Annotated in this window: 23 protein-coding genes and 1 pseudogene; 7 read left to right on the plus strand and 17 right to left on the minus strand. The window is 45.5% G+C overall.

The window, feature by feature from the left end; all coding sequences use genetic code 11:
- Positions 1-2: 2 nt before the first annotated feature.
- Complete coding sequence (locus ACZ5ZC_RS02060) at positions 3-743, minus strand: DeoR/GlpR family DNA-binding transcription regulator (RefSeq protein ID WP_053808097.1); 741 nt, start codon at positions 741-743, stop codon at positions 3-5.
- Between the two features lie 91 nt (positions 744-834).
- A complete protein-coding gene (locus ACZ5ZC_RS02065; protein ID WP_005429448.1) occupies positions 835-1224 on the minus strand; it encodes a VOC family protein in 390 nt (129 codons plus the stop codon).
- 193 nt (positions 1225-1417) lie between these two features.
- On the opposite strand from ACZ5ZC_RS02065, the gene ACZ5ZC_RS02070 reads away from it, so the two are divergent.
- The 3 genes from ACZ5ZC_RS02070 (at position 1418) to ACZ5ZC_RS02080 (ending at position 4044) form a co-directional block, all read left to right on the plus strand.
- The gene (locus tag ACZ5ZC_RS02070; RefSeq protein WP_464931807.1) at positions 1418-1891 is read left to right on the plus strand and encodes a peptide-methionine (S)-S-oxide reductase; all 474 of its coding nucleotides are present in this window, start codon (positions 1418-1420) and stop codon (positions 1889-1891) included.
- A 300-nt stretch (positions 1892-2191) separates the two neighbouring features.
- On the plus strand, positions 2192-2632 hold the full coding sequence (locus tag ACZ5ZC_RS02075) for a PTS sugar transporter subunit IIA (protein ID WP_054866932.1): 441 nt from the start codon (positions 2192-2194) through the stop codon (positions 2630-2632).
- A gap of 11 nt (positions 2633-2643) precedes the next feature.
- Positions 2644-4044 (plus strand): PTS fructose transporter subunit IIBC, encoded by a 1401-nt coding sequence (locus tag ACZ5ZC_RS02080; protein WP_152813424.1) that lies wholly within the window; start codon positions 2644-2646, stop codon positions 4042-4044.
- 62 nt (positions 4045-4106) lie between these two features.
- Here ACZ5ZC_RS02080 and ACZ5ZC_RS02085 read toward each other — a convergent pair whose 3' ends face one another.
- The 4 genes from ACZ5ZC_RS02085 to ACZ5ZC_RS02100 all read right to left on the minus strand — a co-directional run bounded on the left by ACZ5ZC_RS02085 (position 4107) and on the right by ACZ5ZC_RS02100 (position 9054).
- Entirely contained in the window at positions 4107-5162 is a 1056-nt protein-coding gene (locus ACZ5ZC_RS02085) for an NAD(P)H-dependent flavin oxidoreductase (protein WP_464931714.1), read from the minus strand.
- A 187-nt stretch (positions 5163-5349) separates the two neighbouring features.
- Positions 5350-6753: an ethanolamine permease gene (gene eat, locus ACZ5ZC_RS02090; protein ID WP_464931715.1), complete on the minus strand. Its 1404-nt coding sequence runs from the start codon at positions 6751-6753 to the stop codon at positions 5350-5352.
- An 11-nt stretch (positions 6754-6764) separates the two neighbouring features.
- Positions 6765-7649, minus strand: coding sequence for an ethanolamine ammonia-lyase subunit EutC (eutC, locus tag ACZ5ZC_RS02095; RefSeq protein WP_464931716.1), 885 nt, complete (start codon positions 7647-7649; stop codon positions 6765-6767).
- Entirely contained in the window at positions 7642-9054 is a 1413-nt protein-coding gene (locus ACZ5ZC_RS02100; RefSeq protein WP_464931717.1) for an ethanolamine ammonia-lyase subunit EutB, read from the minus strand. The genes eutC and ACZ5ZC_RS02100 overlap by 8 nt, the downstream gene beginning before the upstream one ends.
- 184 nt (positions 9055-9238) lie before the next feature.
- Between ACZ5ZC_RS02100 and ACZ5ZC_RS02105 the strand changes: the two genes are divergently transcribed.
- Entirely contained in the window at positions 9239-10189 is a 951-nt protein-coding gene (locus ACZ5ZC_RS02105) for a helix-turn-helix domain-containing protein (protein ID WP_464931718.1), read from the plus strand.
- A gap of 44 nt (positions 10190-10233) precedes the next feature.
- Here ACZ5ZC_RS02105 and ACZ5ZC_RS02110 read toward each other — a convergent pair whose 3' ends face one another.
- Positions 10234-10761, minus strand: a complete 528-nt coding sequence (locus ACZ5ZC_RS02110; RefSeq protein WP_464931719.1) for a TetR/AcrR family transcriptional regulator — start codon at positions 10759-10761, stop codon at positions 10234-10236.
- Between the two features lie 124 nt (positions 10762-10885).
- On the opposite strand from ACZ5ZC_RS02110, the gene ACZ5ZC_RS02115 reads away from it, so the two are divergent.
- Positions 10886-11107 carry a hypothetical protein gene (locus tag ACZ5ZC_RS02115; RefSeq protein ID WP_005481464.1) on the plus strand — a complete coding sequence of 74 codons (222 nt, stop codon included), beginning with the start codon at positions 10886-10888 and terminating at the stop codon, positions 11105-11107.
- Positions 11108-11209: 102 nt separating this feature from the next.
- On the opposite strand, the gene ACZ5ZC_RS02120 is transcribed toward ACZ5ZC_RS02115, so the two are convergent.
- Both ACZ5ZC_RS02120 and ACZ5ZC_RS02125 read right to left on the minus strand, forming a co-directional pair.
- Positions 11210-11581 carry a VOC family protein gene (locus ACZ5ZC_RS02120; RefSeq protein ID WP_054866928.1) on the minus strand — a complete coding sequence of 124 codons (372 nt, stop codon included), beginning with the start codon at positions 11579-11581 and terminating at the stop codon, positions 11210-11212.
- Positions 11582-11640: 59 nt separating this feature from the next.
- Positions 11641-12530: pseudogene (locus ACZ5ZC_RS02125) on the minus strand (LysR family transcriptional regulator).
- A 109-nt stretch (positions 12531-12639) separates the two neighbouring features.
- Between ACZ5ZC_RS02125 and ACZ5ZC_RS02130 the strand changes: the two are divergent.
- Positions 12640-13251, plus strand: a complete 612-nt coding sequence (locus tag ACZ5ZC_RS02130; RefSeq protein ID WP_316685155.1) for a LysE family translocator — start codon at positions 12640-12642, stop codon at positions 13249-13251.
- A gap of 89 nt (positions 13252-13340) precedes the next feature.
- On the opposite strand, the gene ACZ5ZC_RS02135 is transcribed toward ACZ5ZC_RS02130, so the two are convergent.
- The 4 genes from ACZ5ZC_RS02135 to ACZ5ZC_RS02150 all read right to left on the minus strand — a co-directional run bounded on the left by ACZ5ZC_RS02135 (position 13341) and on the right by ACZ5ZC_RS02150 (position 16704).
- Positions 13341-14312, minus strand: coding sequence for a leukocidin family pore-forming toxin (locus ACZ5ZC_RS02135; protein WP_025629352.1), 972 nt, complete (start codon positions 14310-14312; stop codon positions 13341-13343).
- Between the two features lie 154 nt (positions 14313-14466).
- Positions 14467-14676: a hypothetical protein gene (locus ACZ5ZC_RS02140; protein WP_005464025.1), complete on the minus strand. Its 210-nt coding sequence runs from the start codon at positions 14674-14676 to the stop codon at positions 14467-14469.
- A 105-nt stretch (positions 14677-14781) separates the two neighbouring features.
- On the minus strand, positions 14782-16380 hold the full coding sequence (gene groL, locus ACZ5ZC_RS02145) for a chaperonin GroEL (protein WP_054866927.1): 1599 nt from the start codon (positions 16378-16380) through the stop codon (positions 14782-14784).
- Between the two features lie 33 nt (positions 16381-16413).
- Positions 16414-16704: a co-chaperone GroES gene (locus ACZ5ZC_RS02150; RefSeq protein WP_005373989.1), complete on the minus strand. Its 291-nt coding sequence runs from the start codon at positions 16702-16704 to the stop codon at positions 16414-16416.
- A 269-nt stretch (positions 16705-16973) separates the two neighbouring features.
- Between ACZ5ZC_RS02150 and ACZ5ZC_RS02155 the strand changes: the two genes are divergently transcribed.
- Positions 16974-17324, plus strand: a complete 351-nt coding sequence (locus ACZ5ZC_RS02155; protein ID WP_065645657.1) for a rhodanese-like domain-containing protein — start codon at positions 16974-16976, stop codon at positions 17322-17324.
- Between the two features lie 96 nt (positions 17325-17420).
- On the opposite strand, the gene ACZ5ZC_RS02160 is transcribed toward ACZ5ZC_RS02155, so the two are convergent.
- The 4 genes from ACZ5ZC_RS02160 to ACZ5ZC_RS02175 all read right to left on the minus strand — a co-directional run bounded on the left by ACZ5ZC_RS02160 (position 17421) and on the right by ACZ5ZC_RS02175 (position 21614).
- On the minus strand, positions 17421-17819 hold the full coding sequence (locus ACZ5ZC_RS02160; RefSeq protein WP_005395284.1) for a GFA family protein: 399 nt from the start codon (positions 17817-17819) through the stop codon (positions 17421-17423).
- Between the two features lie 280 nt (positions 17820-18099).
- Positions 18100-18363: a DUF3012 domain-containing protein gene (locus tag ACZ5ZC_RS02165; RefSeq protein ID WP_005395285.1), complete on the minus strand. Its 264-nt coding sequence runs from the start codon at positions 18361-18363 to the stop codon at positions 18100-18102.
- A 192-nt stretch (positions 18364-18555) separates the two neighbouring features.
- Entirely contained in the window at positions 18556-19575 is a 1020-nt protein-coding gene (gene fni, locus ACZ5ZC_RS02170; RefSeq protein WP_065645655.1) for a type 2 isopentenyl-diphosphate Delta-isomerase, read from the minus strand.
- Between the two features lie 239 nt (positions 19576-19814).
- On the minus strand, positions 19815-21614 hold the full coding sequence (locus ACZ5ZC_RS02175; protein ID WP_464931720.1) for a cation:proton antiporter: 1800 nt from the start codon (positions 21612-21614) through the stop codon (positions 19815-19817).
- Between the last annotated feature and the right edge of the window lie 79 nt (positions 21615-21693).

Here is a 21693-nt window from a genome sequence, read left to right on the forward strand (position 1 = left end):
ACTTACCCCAACACCACTTCCACACCTAGCTTTTTGATTTGCTCAAGGTCGCTTTTCGGAGCGGCTTTGTCGGTTAACAACACCGATATTTCGTTGGTATTTCCAATTGAAGAAGGATAAATCTGTCCAAACTTACTGGAGTCCGTCAGTACGATGTTACGTCTATTCTTTGCCAGAATGGCCTCTGCGATGTCGGCACGCATCATGTCTCGGCTAGTAAAACCAGTGTCTTGGTGAAATCCGTCTATACCCAAGAAAGCCGTGCTGAAGTGAATGTTCTCAATACAGAGTTTGGTGAGCGGGCCAACGAGGCTCTCACCTTGATGCTGATACACACCACCAAGCAAGATGATGTTAGCTGAGGTGTTCCGGATGAGATGGGCGATGTACGCCGATGGAGTAATGATGGTCACATCGCCGCGTTCAGCTAAAGTGCGAGCCAAGAGCGCATTAGCACTGCCGCCCTCGATCAATACGGTTTCGTTTGGTGATACCAAGTCCGCCGCTTTATTTGCAAGTGATTGTTTAATATCGAAACGGACTTCTAATCGGGTATCAATATCATCACTTTGCAATGCGGTAGCTGCGCCGTGTACGCGCTTTAGATAGCCCTGTTGCTCCAGAAAATTCAAATCCTGCCTGATGGTCACGCCCGACACACCGATAATGTCAGAAAGCTCCGTGACTTGAACGCGTTTACGATCATTCACTAATTGCAGGATTTCATTTTGTCTTGGGTTCACAGGCTCACTCCTTATTAATGAGCTTGCAGTATACGCCCGAACACTTTCATATGAAAGCAGCCTGTGAACGATAGAAATAAGCTAAGTCGCGTTACACCGTAAGCTCTAGACGGTTGCCATCCGGATCTAATACGCAGCTTTCGTAGTAACCATCACCCGTTTGTCTCGGACCGTCGATCCATTGGTAGCCATCATCTACTAAGGTTTTGGTTAATTGATCCACCGCCTGCTCTGATCCTAAAGCGAAGGCAAAGTGTGCTAATCCTGTTACCTGCATCGCATGAGATTTTTCACAAGCGGTCACACCTTCCATCGACATTAACTCCAATCGCGCTCCACTTTCAAACGAAAGAAAGTAAGATGAAAACTGCTTAGTTGGGTTGTGGTATTTATCGTTAGACACCGCGTTAAAATATTTCTCATAGAAGGCTTTTAACTCTTCCAAACGTTCTGTCCAAATCGCGATATGTTCAATTTTCATTAGGGTTCCCCTTAGCTCTTAACTGCGCTCAATCTAACGAGGAAAAGCAGCACAAAAAAGAGAGCAAATCATCACCGAGTTGTTCCTGTTTTATGTCCGAACTGCTCATCGATGAGTCATTAAATCTATGGTTGGAGTTGTGTTTGAGCGAAAGTGATGTCCATAATGGCGCAAAGTTTTACAGGATAAAATGATGGAAGAGATTTACTTCGCAGGCGGCTGCCTTTGGGGCGTTCAAGAATTTATGCGCCACCTTCCCGGCGTAATCGGCACCGAAGCAGGACGAGCAAATGGCACGACGGATAACACTCAATCCGAATACGATGGTTACGCAGAATGCGTGAAAACCCAATTCGACCCTGAGCTGGTTTCGGTTGAAACTTTGATGGGGTATCTGTTTGAGATCATCGACCCGCACAGCGTTAACAAGCAAGGTGAAGACGTAGGTGAAAAGTACCGTACCGGTGTTTATAGCCAAAACGAGCAACACCTAACTATTGCTAAAGCGTTTATCGCAGCAAGACCGGATGCCGATAAAATCGCCGTAGAAGTGCTGCCACTCACAAACTACGTGCCAAGTGATGATGAGCACCAAGACCGACTCACGCGCTTTCCAAACGACTACTGCCATATCCCGTTAGATTTGCTGCATAAATATAGAAATTAATGGCCAGCTTTTATCACTGTTTCTATTATCTCAAAACTAAGAGGCGCAACGCCTCTTTTTGCATCCTAACCAGGGCTATTGATCCTCCTCCAGTTCATTTTCATGTCCAGTTATTTATTTCAAAATAACTGGAATATAAATCACATAATAAATTTTATAATATTCCGCATTATTAATGACGGCTATCACACTTAAGATTGAGTGATACAAAAGTATAGTTATTGGTTTTTTTTTACTATTTCCGAAAACCACTTCATTAATTAAATTTGACTCATTACTTCAGTACCAATGAGTCACAAAATGATTACAGAACTAACAAACGTCAATTTAATTAACGGCAACTCTCAAGCAAATAATAAAAAAGAAGTCTTTGAAGAGCTAGCAAAGATGCTATTCGAAAATAATCGAATCAGTAGCAAAGAAGCTTTTTTAACCGACATCGAAGCACGTGAAGCATTAAGCGTGACTTCAATGGACGGCATCGCCTACCCACACGCAAAAAGCAAAGCGGTTACAGAGCCTGCAATCGCCGTTGGCGTAAAGCACGAAGGCATCGAGTATGGCGACGAAGAGGGAGTCAAACCAACCGTATTCTTCATGATTGCTTCACCTGATAACGGTACCGACCACCATATTTATGTTCTTCAAGAATTATTCGGAAAATTTAGCGAAGAGTTTATTGAAGATATTCATAACGCAAAAGACGAAAACCAAATACTAAATATTTTAATTAATTCATAAGGCGTGAAATTATGAGTACAATCACAGCTCAAGCTAGCAATAATAGCGATTTCAAAAAACTCCTAAGTACCATGAAAGGTCACCTTTTATTCGGTACTTCTCACATGCTTCCATTTATCGTTGCGGGTGGTGTACTACTGGCGCTGGCGGTAATGGCATCAGGTAAAGGTGCGGTTCCTGCGGACGGTTTATTGGCGGATATTTCTAATATCGGTATTAAAGGTCTGGTGCTGTTCCCAATTATTCTTGGTGGCTTCATCGGTTACTCAATTGCAGACAAACCAGCACTAGCGCCAGCGATGATCTCTTCTGGCATCATGGCTGACATGGGCGGCGGCTTCCTAGGTTGTATCGTCGCTGGTTTTATCGCTGGTGGTGTAGTTCTACAACTTAAGAAGATCCCTCTTTCTGCTAACATGACTGCCTTGGGCGCTTACTTTATCTACCCGCTTGTTGGTACGCTTATCTCTGCAGGTATCGTTCTTTGGGGTATCGGTGAGCCAATCAAGATCTTCATGGCTTCTATGAACGAATTTCTTGCTTCGATGGCTGGCGCTTCTAAAGTGGTTCTAGGTACGATTCTTGGTGGTATGACTGCATTCGATATGGGCGGTCCAATCAATAAAGTAGCAACGCTATTCGCTCAAACTCAAGTTGATACTCAACCATGGCTAATGGGTGGTGTTGGTATCGCAATCTGTACGCCTCCTCTAGGTATGGCACTAGCAACATTCCTATTCAAGAAGAAGTTCACTAAGCAAGAGCAAGAAGCAGGCAAAGCAGCAGCAATCATGGGTTCTATCGGTATCTCTGAAGGTGCTATCCCATTCGCAGCAAACGACCCTGTACGCGTTCTTCCTTCAATCGTTGCTGGTGGTATCGTTGGCTGTGTGTTCGGCTTCCTAACAGACGTACTACTACACGCACCATGGGGCGGTCTAATCACAGCACCTGTATCAAGCAACATCCCAATGTACGTTGTGGGTATCGCACTAGGCTCACTAACAACAGCAGTTATCGTTGGCTTCTGGAAACCAGTTGCTGAAGAAGAAGCAGAAGACGAAATCGTTGAAGCAGCACCTGCACAAGCTCAAGCGGCTCCAGCAGCAGGCGAAGGCGAGTACGACATCGTAGCAGTAACATGTTGCCCATCTGGCGTAGCACACACATTCATGGCAGCGAAAGCACTAGAGAAAGCAGGTGCAGCAGCAGGTCTGAAAATCAAAGTAGAAACTCAAGGTCAAAACGGTATCCAGAACCGCATCACTGACCTAGATGTAGCAAACGCGAAGCTGGTTATTCTAGCTCACGATATCCAAGTAAAAGACGCTCACCGCTTTGCAAAAGCAAACGTTGTTGAGTGTTCAACGAAAGAAGCGATGCGTAACGCAGCGACTCTTGTGAAAGCTTAAACCTTAAGCTCCTCCCCCTAAGAGCCCTTTCCCCCAAAGGGCTCTATTTATTATCGAATAAGTCAATTCAAATCAATCCCTTCCACTAATGACAGTGTCATTTCTGCCGCCGAAATTTCTTTGCAACCCGACGAATTTTGTCCGCACCACAACGGCGTAAATTCATCTCGGTTTTGCTTCTCCATAAGCGCTCTTAACTGAGTCATTTCAATGGAAGCATATGGGAATTTCGGCGCAGACTCACAGATGTAACCTAGCTCCGACATCGCGCGATTCACAATACCTCTCGCTGGTCGGCCCGAGAAAACATTGGTCACAGCGGTATGTTGCGCGCGTTCACTAGCAATGGCATATCGATGTAAAGACGATGTTTTCGCCTCATCACACAACAAATAGGCACTGCCAACCTGCACGGCACTTGCTCCTAACTTTAGCGCGGCTTCAACACCGCTTTTATCGGCAATTCCTCCTGCTGCAATAACAGGTAAATTCACGCGCTTGACGATTTGCGGTAACAACGCCATCAAGCCTAATTGAGTAGATAAATCATCCGATAAAAACATGCCTCGGTGTCCACCAGCCTCCAAGCCTTGAGCGATAATGCCGTCAACGCCTTTTGCTTCCAGCCACAGTGCTTCATCCACTGTGGTCGCTGTCGAAAGGATCTTCCCTCCCCAGCCTCTAATTCGCGCTAACAAGTCATCGGCAGGCAAACCAAAGTGGAAACTGATCACTGGCGGTGCAAATGATTCAATCGCGTCAGCAATATCATAATTGAAAGGCATCCTTGTCGGAGCGTTTGGCTGAGCCTGTACGGTTGCACCAACTTCAGAAAAATACGGTTGCAGCGTTTTTTGCCACTCTTCGTGCTTGTTGGCGTCGTATTCCGGCATTTCATGGCAAAAGAAGTTGAGGTTGAACGGTCGATTGGTCGCCTGTTGAATAAGTTGAAGTTCTTTAACGATGGCGTCTTTATTCAGCATTCCACAAGGTAACGAGCCAAGCCCGCCAACATTACTGACAGCTATGGTCATTTGGCTGTCTTGCACGCCGGCCATTGGCGCTTGAATAATCGGTAACTCTGTTCCCAAAAGTGTATTAAATGCGTTGTTTTTCATGATCCTTCCTTGAAAACTTAACCTATACCAGTGGTGGCTATGCTCCATAGTTATCCAGACTAGACTTTCACATGATTAACCACTTATAAAGTTAAAGTGATGCATTTGTGCGCTATGCACTTTTGATAGAAATGACAAAGGGAGCCTATGGCTCCCTTGATGTAGTGGCGAACAAGAATTGAAATGGCTATCGTGCTACATCTGATTCAAGCTCTAATTCTGCAACAGAAAGCATGGCAAACTCTTCCTCGGCGGTTGCTGCCACCAATTTGTTGCGGCTGTACAACCCATAATAAACACCACCGATAAGAAACAATCCCATTGTCATGAAAAAGGCTGAGGGATCAAAAGCATAAACACCTGTCATTGCGATCAAAGAAAGCACCAGAGAAATACTCGAAGTAATTATCCCGCCAGGCGTTTTATATGGGCGAGCTAACTCCGGCTGTTTAATTCGCAATAAAATATGGCTCAAGGACATTAATGCGTACGATACCGTCGCACCGACAACAGCCATCGCCAAGATTAAGTCCCCCTCCCCCGTAAGAGAAACCAAGAACCCAAAAACTCCCGGAACCAAAAGCGCACGAGAAGGCACTTTTTTGTCACTGGTTAATGACAAAGTTTGCGGCAAATAACCCGCGCGGGAAAGCGCAAACACCAAGCGACTGTAACCATAAATGATAGAGAAGAAAGAAGCGATAAGACCTGCCAATCCAAGTAAGTTCACGGCCATTGCTATCGTTGAATTGCCTGTAAGCTTCAGCGCGTCAACTAATGGCACCGCGCTATCGCCTATGACCTTTGAACCAACCGCACCAGCCAAAAGAACGACTACCAGAGTTGCGGTTAGTAATAAAAACAACATCGCACCAATGATGCCTTTTGGAACATCTTTTGCCGGATTTTTTGCCTCCTCTGCAGCTAAAGGTACACCTTCAACCGCAAGAAACAACCACATTGCAAATGGCAACGCCGCCCATACGCCATACCACCCAAACGGCAAGATTTCTGTTGCCTGAGCCGTCGCCGGAGCAATATCGAATAAGTTATTCACATCAAAGTGACCAATAAGCACACCAGCAGTAATGAGAATGGCTAACACAGCCAAACCGCTGATGACCATCATTACTTTGAGAGCTTCGCCAACCCCTGCCATATGAATAGCGATAAAGACGGCGTAGAAAAGTGCGTAAACAACAGGGCCATCGATACCAACCAATTCATTCACTGCTGAGCCAATAAAAATTACTATCGCAGCAGGCGCGAGCGCATATTCAATCAAAACTGATAAGCCAGTGAGAAAGCCACCTGTCGGCCCCATCGCCTGTCTTGCGAAGCTGTAACCACCACCCGCAGCAGGAATCGCCGCAGACATTTCAGCTAAAGACAATACTAGCGTGAAATACATTACTGCCATCGCGATAGCAGCAATAAGAAAGCCTCCCCATCCTGCTTGAGCGATGCCAAAGTTCCAACCGGCGAAGTCACCAGATATAACATACGAGACACCTAAGCCAGCAAGTAAAATCCAACCTGCGGTGCCTCTTTTTAGCTGCCTTTTGGCCAAGTACTCCTGATGTTTAGACATAGTAAATCCTTCTACTTTGATGAAATTAAAAAGTTGTCGCTGTGTTTATCTTCAACGCTTGCGCCACCTGGCTCATTGATGTCGGAGCGATCTTTCAGGTTCACTCCTGACAGTTGTAATTTTCGAGCCTCCTTGAGCAAGTAAAATGCGCGTTCACAGGCATCGTCATAATTGAGCCCCTGAGGGCGCACATTGGAAATGCAGTTTCTTTGGGAATCTTTAGAGCCTCGTTTAGCCCCCCAAGTGAGATACATACCCATGCTATCCGGAGAAGTTAGACCTGGCCTCTCTCCAATTAAAACCAGCACGGCCTTAGCGTTAAAACATTCACCAACATCATCCCCTACCGCTACTCTTCCTTGCTTTACGATTGTGATAGGTGCGAATTTCCATTGATGTTCATCATCAGCGCTTAAAAGAGAAATCAATCGAGTAACAACAGGCACGGCATGGTTTTGAATTGCGACGGAAGAAAGTCCATCAGCAATAACAATCGCAAGATCAATGTCAGTGTTATGTTCCTTTGCTATCGAGTTGAGCGTTTGCCAAGAAGATTCATCGAGCTGCCTTCCTAAATCGGGCCTTTGCAGGTACATAAGCCGATCACTCACTTGGCTGCTCACTACCACTGGAGGCTCTAAGGTATTTTCAAGAATCGAGTAAGAGTCCGACAAACCAGCAACGAGAGACTCAATATTCAAACTGCAATGCACTGCATCCATAGCTTGGGCATGATCCAGCTGAAATGAGAGTAACTCGTTGGTTGGTACACTGTTCCCGCTACGACCCAGAGCGATCCGAGCAGAGGTGAAGTCGCGTAACTTGCCCCACGGGTTGTGTGTGACAACTTCAGACTCATCTTGTGGGGACTGAGCAATGGTGATTACTTTACCCATGAGAATACCTCTTATTCAGTTGGTTAATTGCTCCCGAAAACGAGCGAGAGATTTGCTCACTTAACCGAACGTCTTGCACGCTCTCGAAAATTTGCATCTCCATTAACCATTGTTCAAACTCTGGAGCTGGCTTCAGACCGAGTACTTTTCTTGCGTAAAGGGCATCGTGAAATGAGGTAGTTTGATAGTTGAGCATGATGTCATCAGACCCTGGAATACCCATGATGAAAGAGCACTCAGCCACACCTAACAGTGTCAGCAAATTATCCATGTCATTCTGATCGGCATAGGCATGATTGGTGTAACAGATGTCGCAACCCATAGGTAAACCAAGCAGCTTCCCACAGAAATGATCTTCAAGCCCAGCACGAATGATCTGTTTGCCATCAAACAGGTACTCTGGGCCAATGAACCCAACGACTGTATTAACCAACAAAGGATCGAACTGTTTCGCGACAGCATAAGCACGAGCTTCGCAAGTCTGTTGATCGACCCCATGAAATGCATTCGCAGACAACGCTGTACCTTGTCCGGTTTCAAAATACATCACATTGTTTCCTACGCTACCTCGATTCAAAGACAATGCTGCTTCATGTGCCTCTTTCAAAATCGACAAGTCGATTCCGAAGGTATCATTCGTTCCTTGCGTGCCGCCTATCGACTGAAAAACGAGATCGACTGGTGCACCCATTTCAATGGCTTCGATCGTGTTCGTGACATGAGTTAACACACAAGACTGAGTCGGTATTTGATAGTGTTGAATCACCTCATCCATTAAGTTCATTAACTTGATAGCTTGAGGCACATTATCTGTTGCCGGATTGATACCGATAACCGCGTCGCCATTTCCGTACATCAGACCATCAAAAATGGTCGCTGCGATACCATTGAGAGAATCAGTGGGATGATTCGGCTGTAAGCGAGTAGACAGGCGACTCGGCAAACCAATCGTATTCCGAAAAGCCGTGACAACTTGGCATTTTTTAGCAACGAGAATCAAATCCTGGTTGCGCATAATCTTACTGACTGCGGCCACCATTTCTGGTGTTAAACCTTGACGAATTTTAGCCAACGTTTCACCATCGGCTTCTTCACTCAGCAGCCAATTTCGAAAATCTCCGACCGTCAAGTGCTCAATCGGTTTAAAGGCTTCAAGGTCATGCGTATCGATAATTAGGCGAGTGATATCGTCGCTTTCGTATGGAATAACCGCTTCGTTAAGAAACGTTTTAAGTGGTAACTCAGACAGCGCCATTTGTGCGACTACACGTTCTGCCGCTGACTGAGCACAAACCCCGGCTAACGCATCGCCTGATCGCTCCGGTGTCGCTTTCGCCATCAAGTCAGCTAATGACTTAAAGGTATAGACTTTACTGCCTTGTTGCCGACGATAAGTTGCCGTCATTGCTCTTCCTCTTCACTATTTGGTTCGCTTTTTGCTGAACTATCAATAAGCTTTAAGAAAGTATTGCCAAATGTGTTCCGTAGCGTTATCAAAAACTGGCAACATTTATAAAACACTAATAAACAATGAGTTACATAAAAACTGCTCCAACATGACTCACAAAAAAGGAATGAGCATCACAAGGATGAGTGACCAAACACCCCAAACCGCACCAATGCTGTGCATCCATCACACAAAGGATGCAAACCAACAAGCTGCAAGCCTAATAAACTGGCAACAGGAATACGATCAACTCAGCGATGGCCGATTTTTAGGTCAAATTCGAGAACGACGATTTCCCAATTTCCATGTATTTCGTGAAGACAGTAACCGCTCACTAAGACAGCAATGCAGGGTTGAACAGGGAGGTATTTGGTTGGGTTTGAGTGCGGAAAATAAACCGCTACACCTAAATCACAGCCAGTTTAATGCAAGCCAGCTTTTGCTTAGACAAGGTGGTGCAGATTTTGAGTTAATGACACCTGAACAGTTTTCTATCTATGGGATAGTACTCGACAGAAAACTGGTTCAAATCATAGAAAAACAGCTCGAGTTAGACGGTATCGGCTGCAACACACCGCACTTAGCGGGACTAACAGAAAAGCACATTCAACAACTTAAATTCTACTTGGGTACTTTACTCGGTCCCACTGAATCGCGATGGTCTGACAGCACACATCAGGTGGTTTTAAAAGACATCGTACTCGAACTGTTCTCAATCAGTTCACCAAGCGCAAGCCACCCGATATCAATCTCTCATCGTCAGCATGTGATGCGCCGTATAAAACAACAGCTACAGGATCTAGACTACCGTACACCGATAACCGTCAGTGAACTGTGTGACGCAGTATACGTCAGTCGTCGCACACTGCAGTACACCTTTGAACATTGCTGTAATACTTCCCCAAAGCAGTTCATACATCGAATGCGCCTGAATCAAGTACGCAGAGTGCTACAATGCCCTGAAGATAATCGAACAATTGCAGAAATCGCTTTTGACTTTGGTTTTTTCCATCTCGGGCAGTTCAGTCAAAGCTACAAGCGGCTATTTGGTGAGACGCCAACTGAAACGAGAAAATGGGAGTCCAGCAAATAAAATGACAGGCAGTATATTCTTTCAGCTCCTGCGTTGGGGCCATGTTATGCAGTCGCAATGATTTGCTGAAACTTAGCATGAAGATCTGTAAGCGCGGCTTCAACATCCGGTTCTGCTCGGCTTAAATGTGCGATTAGCGTCATGAAGTAGCAGTCAAAAATCAACGGCATTTTGTCTTCAAGAACAGAACTTACGCTCGCAGATTGAAACAAAGCTTGGTTAAACGACTGGTAATAATCCAAATCCCAAATCACCTCTTTCAACAAGGCTCGGCTCAACTCGACGTTCGCAAAATAGTAGCGATAGTATTTCTCCGTCAGCGCCAAACCAATGTCGATATCTGTCTTACCTTCCACACTGACTAGCGTCTCTTGGCTGATCTGTTGCAGTTGCGTCAGCATCCCTTCGCGCAAAATCGACAGTTTGGTCGGGAAGTGGCTGAACACCGTACCATCGGCGACTCCTGCTTCTCTCGCAATCTGCCTTGTGGTCGTCATGTCATAGCCATTCTGAGCAAAAGATGCCCACGCGGCTTTTAGGATTTTGTCTCTGGTTTGTTGTCGCTTCGTCATTGATGTATCTGCTTAATGAGCCTGAAAGGATCATACCTTGAGCGGCTGATATTGACAAATTGAGCACGCTCAATTATAAAAAATGAGCACGCTCAATTTCATATAAAAATAAAAGGAATCGCTCATGTACGTATTAAACAAACTAGGCCAAGGATTGATTTTCTTGCCAACCATATTCTGCTTTTCTTATATTTTAAGACCAATATTGATGGTGATTCTCATACCAGGTGGACTCGCACTCTTGGCGTTAATCGGTGGGGCAGAAGTCAGAGCAGAACTCAAAGCCATGCTGCTTGAGGAGCTTTTTGGGGTCAGTCCATCACACACCACCTCTAAAAAGGCGTGAGTGCGCGAGAAACGTTGGCAAGGTTAAGCAAAAAACAAAAACGCGCAGGTATCGAGATCTCAATACCTGCGCGATATAGATGTGGTGAAAAGAGGACTGGCGTTAATCAGTATTCATATTCTGACCGATTCGCCATAAAACGCCACTAGGGTCAAACAAACAACATTCGCGCATACCCCAAGGTTGCTCGACCAGCTCAGTTAAACGCGAACCAAATTCCTCATGACCTACTTTGGATAAATGCTGATGCCAGCTTTCTGCGTCTTCGACGAGCAAATGCATCATGAAGTTGTTGCCGTGTTCTGGCTCATAAAAATTCTGTAAAAGAAACGCGCAACTGCCTTGAGAGAAGTACGCCACATCACCGAAGTCTGACGCCATATCAAAGCCTATCGCTTCATAAAAACGTTTTGAGAGCGCGTAATCTATCGCTGGAACAAATGATTTGATTTCAATAATATTGAGGTTTTCCATTTCCAATTTCCTAAGCCCTTTTCCATCAAACTGACTGACGTAATCACGCTCTACGCCTTCTATTCGCCTTGCGTATTTTGCTGCGATGGTAGTGGAACACACTCTACCATTTGCGTTTGTAACCACGTGATGAATTTATGTTCGAGTTCTGTACGCTTTTTATCTTGGCTCAATAAAACATAATTGCAACCTGATAGCACAAAACCAAATGGCGCGACCAAATTACCGCGCTTAATATCGTCCATAACAAAAGGATACGATCCCATCGCCGCGCCTAAGCCATCCACCGCGGCTTGTATGCAAAAATAAAAATGCGCAAATGATTGCTGAGTGTTGCCGTTGAAGGTTTCACAACGTGTTGATTGCTGCCAATCCGCCCAAGCATGCGGTCTAGTTTGGCTATTCAACAATCGAACTGCATCCAAATCGTCTTGAATGGATTGCCAATACTCAGGAGAAAATACTGGCCCCACCCACTCTTCCACAAGAATGGTTTTGTTGTAATCGTGCTGCTGAGCAAAATCGTCTCGACGAATCGCCATCGAAAGCCCTGTCGATCCTAATGTTACCGGGCCTCCAGCCGTCGACAAACGAACATCAGCACGGTGTTCATCATTAAACGCAGCAAGCCTGGCATCAACCAACGCATGGTTAATGTCGGTTCACAAGACACTTCAAGATGCTGATGCTTTTCTTGAATGAGTGTATTCACGCCTGTTTCTAGCGTTTGGAATGCCGTTTTTGTGTATGTCTTGAGTAATTCACCTTCTGCCGTCAACACGGCTTTCCTGCCCTCTTTCAAAAACAAAGGTTGCGACAGATATTGCTCAAGTTGCTTTATCTGCTTACTCACGGCTCCGTGGGTGATGTTCAGTTTTTCAGCCGCTTCAGTGTAGCTTGAAGAGCTCGCCGCAACGTGAAAGACATAGAAAGATTTTAGGTGGCGCATCTGTGAGTTTTTCTCACCAATATGGGAATATTTTTCGATTATAGTCAGTAACAAAGACGCCTACAATTCCGCTACATCACAGACTTCATCATTCAAACAGGAAACCGATATGGAATTTGTAACTCTTGCGCTATTGGGTGTGCTTATTGTCATTAGCCCTGGCGCAGACTTTGTTTTGGTATTAAGAAACAGTTTAAATCAAGGACGAGAAGCTGGCGTGTACAGTGCGATTGGTATCAGCATGGCGATAAGCATCCACATCGCTTACTCCATGCTGGGGATCAGTTACTTAATTTCACAAAATGAATGGTTGTTTAATCTCGTGCGCTATCTTGGGGCTGCTTATCTTGTCTACCTTGGGATTAAAGGAATATTCTCCTCGCAGCCTGCGTCAAACTCAGAAACCATTCAACAGAGCGAGCATTCAATGTGGCGTTTTTTCATGCAGGGATTTCTGTGTAATTTACTCAATCCTAAGACGATGCTGTTTTTTCTGAGTATTTTTAGCCAAGTGATTTCTCCCGATTCTAGTCAGCAACATATCGCCTTGTTTTACGGGATTTATATGATTGCGCTGCACGGCATTTGGTTTTCTATCGTTGCAGTTTTACTCACGTCCCCCCAATTACAAGCCTTCTTGTTGAAGATTAAGCATCGACTCAATCAAATATGTGGGGCGGGTTTGGTCATTTTCGGCGCGATGCTGGGCTTAAAGGCTTAATACGTTTTCGGTCAGAGTTTGAACACAAAAAATGCGGCTACTGGAGCCGCATTACAATCCACAAACCTTAGGTCTGATAAGTGAAACGTTTATTGAGTGATAACGGTGAGCTTATCCCAATCAATCGTGAAGCGAATTTGCGCCTCAGTGTAGTGGCTCGTTGTGCCTTGATCGTACCAGTTACACGCATTGCGAGAGAAACCTTCGTCAACTTCTTTCATGCCCGCTCGTGCGATCATCTCCGTTTTTGGCTCTTCTCCGCGCTCAAATTCTGGTGTGAACACGTACTGGAATTTCGGTTTGAAACCGTAGATCAAACGCGGCAAGTTCTCTTCTGGTAATAGGTTTTCGTTTGAACAACCTGTGTAGTGGTAAACGCCCGCCCATTTACCGTAGTACTGGTAGTCGTTGGTGTAAATTTGGCTAAGAGAGGTGGTCCACTTAACGCCCATACCGCGTTCCATGGAAGCCTTTGGTTTGGCTGCGGTGACGTAATCCTTACTTGAGTAGCGAGACGTATAAGCCACACCCAGGTCGGTCGTCAACGAGCCAGAAAAACTTGGTGCTGAGCCCGGTGTTGCAGTCGCGGTTAAGCCGATAGACGGAGCAACCGTGGTTGTCGATACGGAAACATCATTGGCTTCGTTTTGCGGTGAGTAATCCTCACTAAATACCGGCGTGCCACCAGCTTGATAGATACTGTAGTCGAACGCGACTGGGTAGTTTTGAGTAAAACGGTCCACAATCGCAGCATCGTAAGTGTGTTTTACACCCGGATTACCTGGTACATAACCATTCCCTAGAGTGATCACGCGAGCCGCTTTTTTGTCGTTCTTTGAATTATGGAATAACTCAACCAGTAACTTCATTTGCACACGGCTACCACGAAACGCGTACGGGAAAAGCTCAGGCTCGCTTTGCATCACGACCTCATAGCTTTTCTTCACGTAACCTTCTAGCGCGATGTCATCAATCAAGACACTTTCTACAACCTTGTTATCAGAAGCAGCGGCAGTAGCGGAAATCCCTAACATTAAGGGAAGCAGTATTTTCTTATTCATTATTTTATTACCTTACTTGGGAACAGTCCCAATTTAAGCTAACACATTGAACAAGTAGCGACAATCAAACGAAAACGATTCACATTATCAATAATTTGACCTACACCCAGAAATGAAAAAAAACAGCCAACTTACGTTGGCTGTTTCGATGCAGTTAATGAATGACCCGAGCGTCCCCTTTAAGTAACTGAGACAGATCGATAGTGAATATCGTCACTGTCGGACGTTTAGGCAGAGCATTTTCGATCGAAAACTCTGGCCCAGCTGGAACGAGGGGGAAGTGAATAGCCGTCGGCCACGTTGACGAAGCTTCATTACCGCCCGGCTCAGATATTGAGAAAGAAAACGCAGGTAAACGGGTCATAACACTTACCTCAAATGACTGATTCGCGGGCTCAAGCGAGCCCGCTTAGGTTTTGCAATGTTATTGTTGTTTTAACGCCTACTTAATCACTAACGATTGATAACGTTAGATATCAAGTTCTTTGTCTTCAACGTGGTTGGTGATCATCGCTTCAGTCGTGATCATCAAGCCAGCAACAGACGCCGCGAATTGAAGCGCTGAACGTGTTACTTTCGCAGGGTCCAAGATACCCATTTCGATCATGCTGCCGTATTCACCTGTTGCAGCGTTGTAACCGTAATCGGCATCACCCGCTTTGACAGCATTCGCTACGACTGAAGCTTCGTCACCTGCGTTGGTTGCGATTTGACGAAGAGGCTCTTCCATCGCACGTAGCGCAACTCGGATACCCACGTTTTGGTCATCGTTGTCACCTTTTAGATCCGCCAATTCTTTCGCGATCTTAGTTAGGGCAACACCACCACCAGCAACAATACCTTCTTCAACCGCTGCGCGAGTAGCGTGTAGCGCATCGTCCACGCGGTCTTTCTTCTCTTTCATCTCAACTTCAGTTGCAGCGCCGATCTTGATCACCGCTACGCCGCCAGAAAGCTTCGCAACACGTTGTTGAAGCTTGTCTTTGTCGTATTGAGAAGTGGTTGTTTCGATTTGTTTTTCAATCGAAGCCACACGATCAGCAATCGCGCTTGCTTCTGCTGCGCCACTCACGATGGTTGTTGTGTCTTTGGTGATGGTCACTTTCTTCGCACTACCTAGTTGCTCTAGCGTTGCTTTTTCAAGCTCTAGGCCGATTTCTTCAGAGATGACCGTACCTGCGGTTAGTACCGCAATGTCTTCCATCATCGCTTTACGGTTGTCACCAAAACCAGGTGCTTTCACCGCAGTCGCACGCACGATGCCGCGCATGTTGTTCACAACCAATGTCGCTAGCGCTTCACCTTCGATGTCTTCAGCAATGATCAATAGCGAGCGAGAAGATTTCGCCACTTCTTCTAGCACTGGCAATAGCTCGCGGATGCTGCTGACTTTTTTGTCCACCAATAGGATGTAAGGGTTGTCTAGCTCTACGCTGCCATTTTCTTGGTTAGTAATGAAGTATGGCGACAAGTAACCGCGGTCGAATTGCATACCTTCAACCACAGACAATTCGTTGTCTAGACCTTGGCCTTCTTCAACCGTAATCACGCCATTGCGACCCACTTTTTCCATCGCTTCTGCAATGATTTCACCGATCGCGCGATCGCTATTTGCAGAAATGCTGCCCACTTGGGTGATGGATTCTTTGTCGCTGCATGGCTTAGACATTTCACGTAGTTTCTCAACCGCCGCTTCAGTAGCTTTGTCGATACCACGTTTTAGGTCCATTGGGTTCATGCCAGAAGCTACCGCTTTAAGACCTTCGTTGATGAAAGATTGCGCCAGTACAGTAGCCGTCGTTGTACCGTCACCCGCTTCATCATTCGCTTTGGACGCCACTTGTTTCACCATTTGCGCGCCCATGTTTTCGAACTTGTCTTTCAGTTCGATTTCTTTCGCTACAGACACACCATCTTTGGTAATGGTTGGCGCGCCGTAAGATTTATCAAGCACAACGTTGCGGCCTTTCGGGCCTAGCGTCACTTTTACTGCATCCGCCAGTAAGTTCACACCTTTCAGCATTTTTTGACGTGCGTCATTAGCAAATAATACGTCTTTTGCAGCCATAATTATCTCCTCAAAAAACTACTACAAAAATAATTACTCAACGATTGCTAACACATCAGATTCGGACAGAATCAAGTATTCTGCGCCGTCAATTTTCTCGGTTTTCACGCCGTAACCGTCATTGAAAATGATTTGGTCACCCACTTTGACTTCCATCGCAGCGCGTTCGCCATTTTCAAGGCGTTTACCTAAACCAACAGCAATGACTTTCCCGCGGTTTGATTTTTTCACCGACTGAGAAGTTAAAACGATTCCCCCTTCAGATTTATTTTCCACCTCTTGTCTTTCAACAATTAGCTTGTCATTTAAAGGACGAATTTTCATTTTTAAGTGCCTCCTACTTGGAACCAAAAATAAAAGACAGAATAAACATCAAGATGGATTTGCGAGTCGACCGCTCGCTTTCGATGAGAATAATAAGGTCGAAAAATTGGAGTTCAAGAGGTGGATTTCATAAAAATTTTTTATTGAATTGAATAAAATCTTCTATCGAAACTTTTGACATTCACGGCCACTTAAAACCTCTTTATGATGGAAAATGTGTTCAATCAAATCTAGAGTGGTTACATACTCTTAAAAAGGATAATCAAACAATGAAAAAGGTCGTATCTCTGTTTCTTGCAACATTGTGCGTTGGCTTGCTTTCTTTCAGCGTTGCGGCTTCTGAGCGTGCTGAGCAAGGGTGGCAACTGATTGAGAAAGGCGCAATGATTGTCGATGTACGCACGCCGCAAGAGTTCTCTGAGGGGCATTTAGACAATGCGGTCAATTTCCCTCTATCTGAGCTTGATAAACATTTCCAAGACGTCGATAAAGATCAAGCGATCGTATTGTACTGCCGCAGTGGTAACCGCTCTGGTAAAGCGTATCAATATTTGCAATCGCAAGGGTTCACGAATCTGCACAATGCAGGTGGCTTAGAAGAACTGCAAGACGCCAAATAATCATCTCTGTTCTAATTTCAAAAATAAAAGCGCAGAGGGCGTTGCAGACTTATTGCAACGCCCTCTGTTACTAAATAATTCTCTTCCGCTACTACTCTATTTGGGCCCGGCCTCAAACTGAGTCAGGTTATCCGATATCTCAAGCCACGGCGCTTTGGACGCGACAAAAATATGGAAATTTGGCTTGTGGGATGGAGCATCATCCAAGACACCTAGGCGAATATTGACAATCCCATTGTTCTTTTTCGAATACAGGCTCGATCCACAATGGCGACAAAAACATAACATGGTATTTTCGCTTTTCTGATAAGTTTGAATATCCTCTTTTCCTTGGATAATGAGCAACTTATCTAGAGCAATACCGCCCGCCGATGAATAGTCAGAGCCAGTAAATTTTCGACATTCCGAGCAATGGCAATTTCCCATGTACTTGAATTCATCTGCCACTTCCAATTTCACCTTACCACACAGACATGAGCCTTTGAGTACTTCCATTTGAGTCCCTTTTTGTTATGAATCTAATTGAATTAGACGAATACACCGACACCATGCCACTGCAATGCGAAAAATTAAAGGCAGGTAATACAGGTTTTCAAAAATGAAACGAAAATGTAAAACACTCTACTCAGAGGAAAGATAGGTGTGCTCAGCACGTGAGAGCCCAAGCTATTGTCGATGCAAAAACACCAAGCAAGACGCTTGGTGTTTTCTTAATATTTTGTCTAACACAGTCATCGCTCTTAATGAGAGACTCCGTGTTGAGAAAGTGTAGTGCTTAGAAAATGCAGTGCTTAGTAAAGCTGGTGGCTTCGTTCGCACTCCAGTCACCTTTTGGCTTATCTTTCAAGTTCTCACACCATTGCTCGCTACCCACACCATCTTGAAGAACACAGTGCTTCGCAAAGTCTACTGCGTTGTCTGCTGTCCATTCTGTTTTTGGCTTATCGCGCATGTCGTTACACCAGCCTTCAGTGCCCACTTCATCACTACAAGCGGTTAAAGCAGAAGCCGCCAACATCAGCATGACTAGTTTTTTCATAAATTTAAGGTTCCAGTTGCAAACAATATTAAAATAAAACTCAATCGCTTCAACAAATGCCCATTCAACGGTCTGAACTAAGCAGTCACTTGTTGAAGTGACTTTTATATCAACTATAACGAAATTATCAGTCTACGTGTTAAGACACCGAAAAATTATTGAGCCAAGCTGCGTAAATGACACCATAAACACCTATAGGCTGCGCGCTTGCGTTAATGCGCTGATCTTAGAAGACCCCGTGCCAAAACATGATAAACGTAACTCTAACGCCATTTGCTCAAAGTGCTCGACCACCGCTTGAGTGCTTATGGTAGCCGCTTTCAAGACTGCGCCCGCTTGCCCAACGAGATTGGCGCCCAAATGTATGGCTTTCGCCGCTTCAAGTCCGTTATGCACACCACCTGAGGCGATCAAAGGTAATGTAGGATGCTGTGCTCTTATTTGAGTCAAACATTTTGCCGTCGGGATACCCCAATCTCGAAAAAGCTCGGCTGCACGCTGCATTTTCGGGTTATCTTGGCAATAGCCTTCAACCGCGCTCCAACTTGTGCCACCCGCGCCCGCTACGTCAATAGCATCCACACCGGCGTCAACCAATCGCTGCGCAACGTGACCACTTATACCAAAACCGACTTCTTTGATAATGATCGGAACATTCACGCGAGATTTAAGCTGCTCGATAGCGTGTAAGACCCCAATCCAATTATGGTCGCCATTTTTCTGAAACGCTTCCTGCATTGGGTTTACGTGTACAAACAACGCATCCGCTTGAATGGATTCAACCGCACGCTGCGCATTATCAAGTTTACCTTTGTCGCGCAATTGAGCGGCTCCAAGGTTCGAATAAAGCGGCACATCTTTGGCTAAATCACGAATGGTTTTGCCTAGACCAGCGTGTTGGCGCTCTTCTAAGCTAATACGCTGCGAACCCACGCCCATCGCAATGCCTAATTCACTGGCAGCTTCAGCCAAACGACAATTGATCACTTCTGCGTCTTTTGCTCCACCTGTCATTGAGCTAATCAGAAACGGCAGCGCCAGTCGGTGGCCAAGAAACTCTGTCGAAAGGTCGATCGCCTGAAAGTCACATTCTGGCAGCGCGCAGTGTTCAAACTCGACAGACTCAAAGCCCGCCGTTTTATGCTTCATGCTCATGTCATGATGTAAAACAGCGTCTAGATGTAAATCTTTTCGGTTAGTTTGCGGAGCCATAATGTCACCCTAAAGTAAAACAGTCGCGCAGTATTGCGATCCTTATCAGTAACGTCAATGCGAATTTTCTGAATTCACGAGATTACTTTTCCGAAACCAGTAATGAATCACGACTTACTCTGACATTATAGGAAGAGAAACTCGCCTTCTGTTTTAAACAAGCAGGCGAGTGTTTCACCAAGTTGAAGTAATCAGCGTGCGAGACACCACGATAAAAATGAGCCGCATACTTCTCTAATTTACTTTGCGCTTTCTGACAGAATCAGAGACACAACGGTGCTTGTAGTGGTTGGAGCAAACTGCTCAGGGTCATCACAGAATTGAATTTTCCCTTTTTCTTCAACGTGGAACAACGGTACTACCGAGTTCCCTTTGTGGTGCGCTAAATAGTCTTGATACGTAAAGTTGTCGCTCAACTTCGTGTGTTTTATCTCTGCACCGCGGCTCAACAAACTGGCCAGCTGGGTATAGCTTACGTTACCGCCCATCAGCAATTTACCGTGGTACTCCTGAGCCACGGAGTGCTTCTCGCTACCATTGCCGTTGGTTTTCACTTTTTGCAAGCAGTGAACTTTATCTTCACCAAACTCGTCGACAAATTGCATGCAAGCCATAATGTTGAAATGCTGGTCAGGCGTTAATGCAACGACTTGTCCCACCCCTATCAGGTTCAAATTGTCATCTGCGTGACTAGAAATCGGATTTCCGTAGTAGTAATCCAGCCCCAACATACGAACTTGACTGATGTACTCCCAGTTAGAATCGGTCATCAATATGCGGCGGTCATAACGTGCCAACGCTTGACCAATTTCTCTGGCTACTCGGTTAGCACCAATCAACAAGAAGCCACGTGGCGATGGCTCCGCGACGCCCAACATCAATGCGACAGGACGTGCCGTTGCACTTTGTAAAACAACCGTTCCGATGATCACCATGAAGGTCATAGGAACCAGTAAAATCGCTTCATCAATACCGTACTCGGTCAATTTGATCGCGAAAAGAGACGAAATAGAGGCAGCGACAATACCGCGCGGTGCAACCCAAGACAGAAACAGTTTATCTTTAAGTCTCAAGTTACTGCGGATGGTTGAGAGGAAAATCGACAACGGGCGCGACACCAACTGCATAAATACAAACAGCAATAACGCGCCACTACCCAGCGCAGCAAAATCATCCAAGCTGATGCGTGCAGCAAGGAAAATAAATAGGCCGGTGATCAGCAATATGGTCAAGTGCTCTTTAAAGTGCAGAATTTGTTGAATATTGATGCCCTTTGCGTTGGCAAGCCACATACCCATTACAGTAACCGTGAGTAATCCTGCTTCAGACTCAATATGGTTGGAGACGGAAAATACGCCAAGCACGATCATCAAAAATGCAAATGGTTGCAAGTATTCCGGTAGCCACGCACGGCGCATAATTGTCGCGACTGCTGCGCCGGAGGCCGCACCAAGAATGACGCCCACGGCAATGAGCGTCCCGAACACTTCGACGCTATTTATCGCGCTGTGCGATACGATGAACTCATAAACCATCACAACAAAAAGCGCACCGAGTGGATCAATCAAGATCCCCTCCCAACGCAAAATATTAGCAAGCGTACTGTTAGGCCTTACCGTCCGAAGAAGTGGCACGATCACCGTCGGACCTGTGACCACGGTTAAGCTGCCGAACAACATGGCGAGCTCCCAAGTAAAACCGAGGAAATAGTGCGTCGCAATACTGGTTGCTGCCCACGAAATGATCGCCCCAATGGAAACGATACTCCAGACTGAGCCACTCACACCGCGAATTTCTTTAAAGTTTAGGGTCAAGCTGCCTTCGAAAAGAATCACCGCAACCGCCAATGAAACCAACGGAAAGAGCAAACTCCCTAAAATCTCATCTGGATTTAACCACTGCATAAATGGCCCGACAATCAACCCAGCTAGCAGCAAAAATAAAATCGCTGGTAAGCGCAATCGCCATGCCAACCACTGACAACCTAAACCAATGACCCCAACCGCTGATAGAACCAGCGCTTCATTACCCACTTGCATTAATCATTACCTGTTTTGTCTTTTTTCGCGTGAATGCGCTATACCCAAATAACCTCGGCGTGCGGTTCAATAAGCATGA

The sequence above is a fragment of the Vibrio sp. JCM 18905 genome, assembly GCF_055393305.1.

Coding starts and splice junctions, on each gene's coding strand:
- ACZ5ZC_RS02140 (WP_005464025.1), bottom strand. CDS start 14,676: ATGACCCGTTTACCTGCGTTTTCTTTCTCAATATCTGAGCCGGGCGGT.
- ACZ5ZC_RS02085 (WP_464931714.1), bottom strand. CDS start 5,162: ATGAAAAACAACGCATTTAATACACTTTTGGGAACAGAGTTACCGATT.
- ACZ5ZC_RS02175 (WP_464931720.1), bottom strand. CDS start 21,614: ATGCAAGTGGGTAATGAAGCGCTGGTTCTATCAGCGGTTGGGGTCATT.
- ACZ5ZC_RS02130 (WP_316685155.1), top strand. CDS start 12,640: ATGGAATTTGTAACTCTTGCGCTATTGGGTGTGCTTATTGTCATTAGC.
- ACZ5ZC_RS02120 (WP_054866928.1), bottom strand. CDS start 11,581: ATGGAAAACCTCAATATTATTGAAATCAAATCATTTGTTCCAGCGATA.
- ACZ5ZC_RS02135 (WP_025629352.1), bottom strand. CDS start 14,312: ATGAATAAGAAAATACTGCTTCCCTTAATGTTAGGGATTTCCGCTACT.
- ACZ5ZC_RS02165 (WP_005395285.1), bottom strand. CDS start 18,363: ATGAAAAAACTAGTCATGCTGATGTTGGCGGCTTCTGCTTTAACCGCT.
- ACZ5ZC_RS02115 (WP_005481464.1), top strand. CDS start 10,886: ATGTACGTATTAAACAAACTAGGCCAAGGATTGATTTTCTTGCCAACC.
- fni (WP_065645655.1), bottom strand. CDS start 19,575: ATGGCTCCGCAAACTAACCGAAAAGATTTACATCTAGACGCTGTTTTA.
- groL (WP_054866927.1), bottom strand. CDS start 16,380: ATGGCTGCAAAAGACGTATTATTTGCTAATGACGCACGTCAAAAAATG.
- ACZ5ZC_RS02160 (WP_005395284.1), bottom strand. CDS start 17,819: ATGGAAGTACTCAAAGGCTCATGTCTGTGTGGTAAGGTGAAATTGGAA.
- ACZ5ZC_RS02100 (WP_464931717.1), bottom strand. CDS start 9,054: ATGACGGCAACTTATCGTCGGCAACAAGGCAGTAAAGTCTATACCTTT.
- ACZ5ZC_RS02070 (WP_464931807.1), top strand. CDS start 1,418: ATGGAAGAGATTTACTTCGCAGGCGGCTGCCTTTGGGGCGTTCAAGAA.
- ACZ5ZC_RS02075 (WP_054866932.1), top strand. CDS start 2,192: ATGATTACAGAACTAACAAACGTCAATTTAATTAACGGCAACTCTCAA.
- eutC (WP_464931716.1), bottom strand. CDS start 7,649: ATGGGTAAAGTAATCACCATTGCTCAGTCCCCACAAGATGAGTCTGAA.
- ACZ5ZC_RS02150 (WP_005373989.1), bottom strand. CDS start 16,704: ATGAAAATTCGTCCTTTAAATGACAAGCTAATTGTTGAAAGACAAGAG.
- ACZ5ZC_RS02065 (WP_005429448.1), bottom strand. CDS start 1,224: ATGAAAATTGAACATATCGCGATTTGGACAGAACGTTTGGAAGAGTTA.
- eat (WP_464931715.1), bottom strand. CDS start 6,753: ATGTCTAAACATCAGGAGTACTTGGCCAAAAGGCAGCTAAAAAGAGGC.
- ACZ5ZC_RS02080 (WP_152813424.1), top strand. CDS start 2,644: ATGAGTACAATCACAGCTCAAGCTAGCAATAATAGCGATTTCAAAAAA.
- ACZ5ZC_RS02155 (WP_065645657.1), top strand. CDS start 16,974: ATGAAAAAGGTCGTATCTCTGTTTCTTGCAACATTGTGCGTTGGCTTG.
- ACZ5ZC_RS02105 (WP_464931718.1), top strand. CDS start 9,239: ATGAGTGACCAAACACCCCAAACCGCACCAATGCTGTGCATCCATCAC.
- ACZ5ZC_RS02110 (WP_464931719.1), bottom strand. CDS start 10,761: ATGACGAAGCGACAACAAACCAGAGACAAAATCCTAAAAGCCGCGTGG.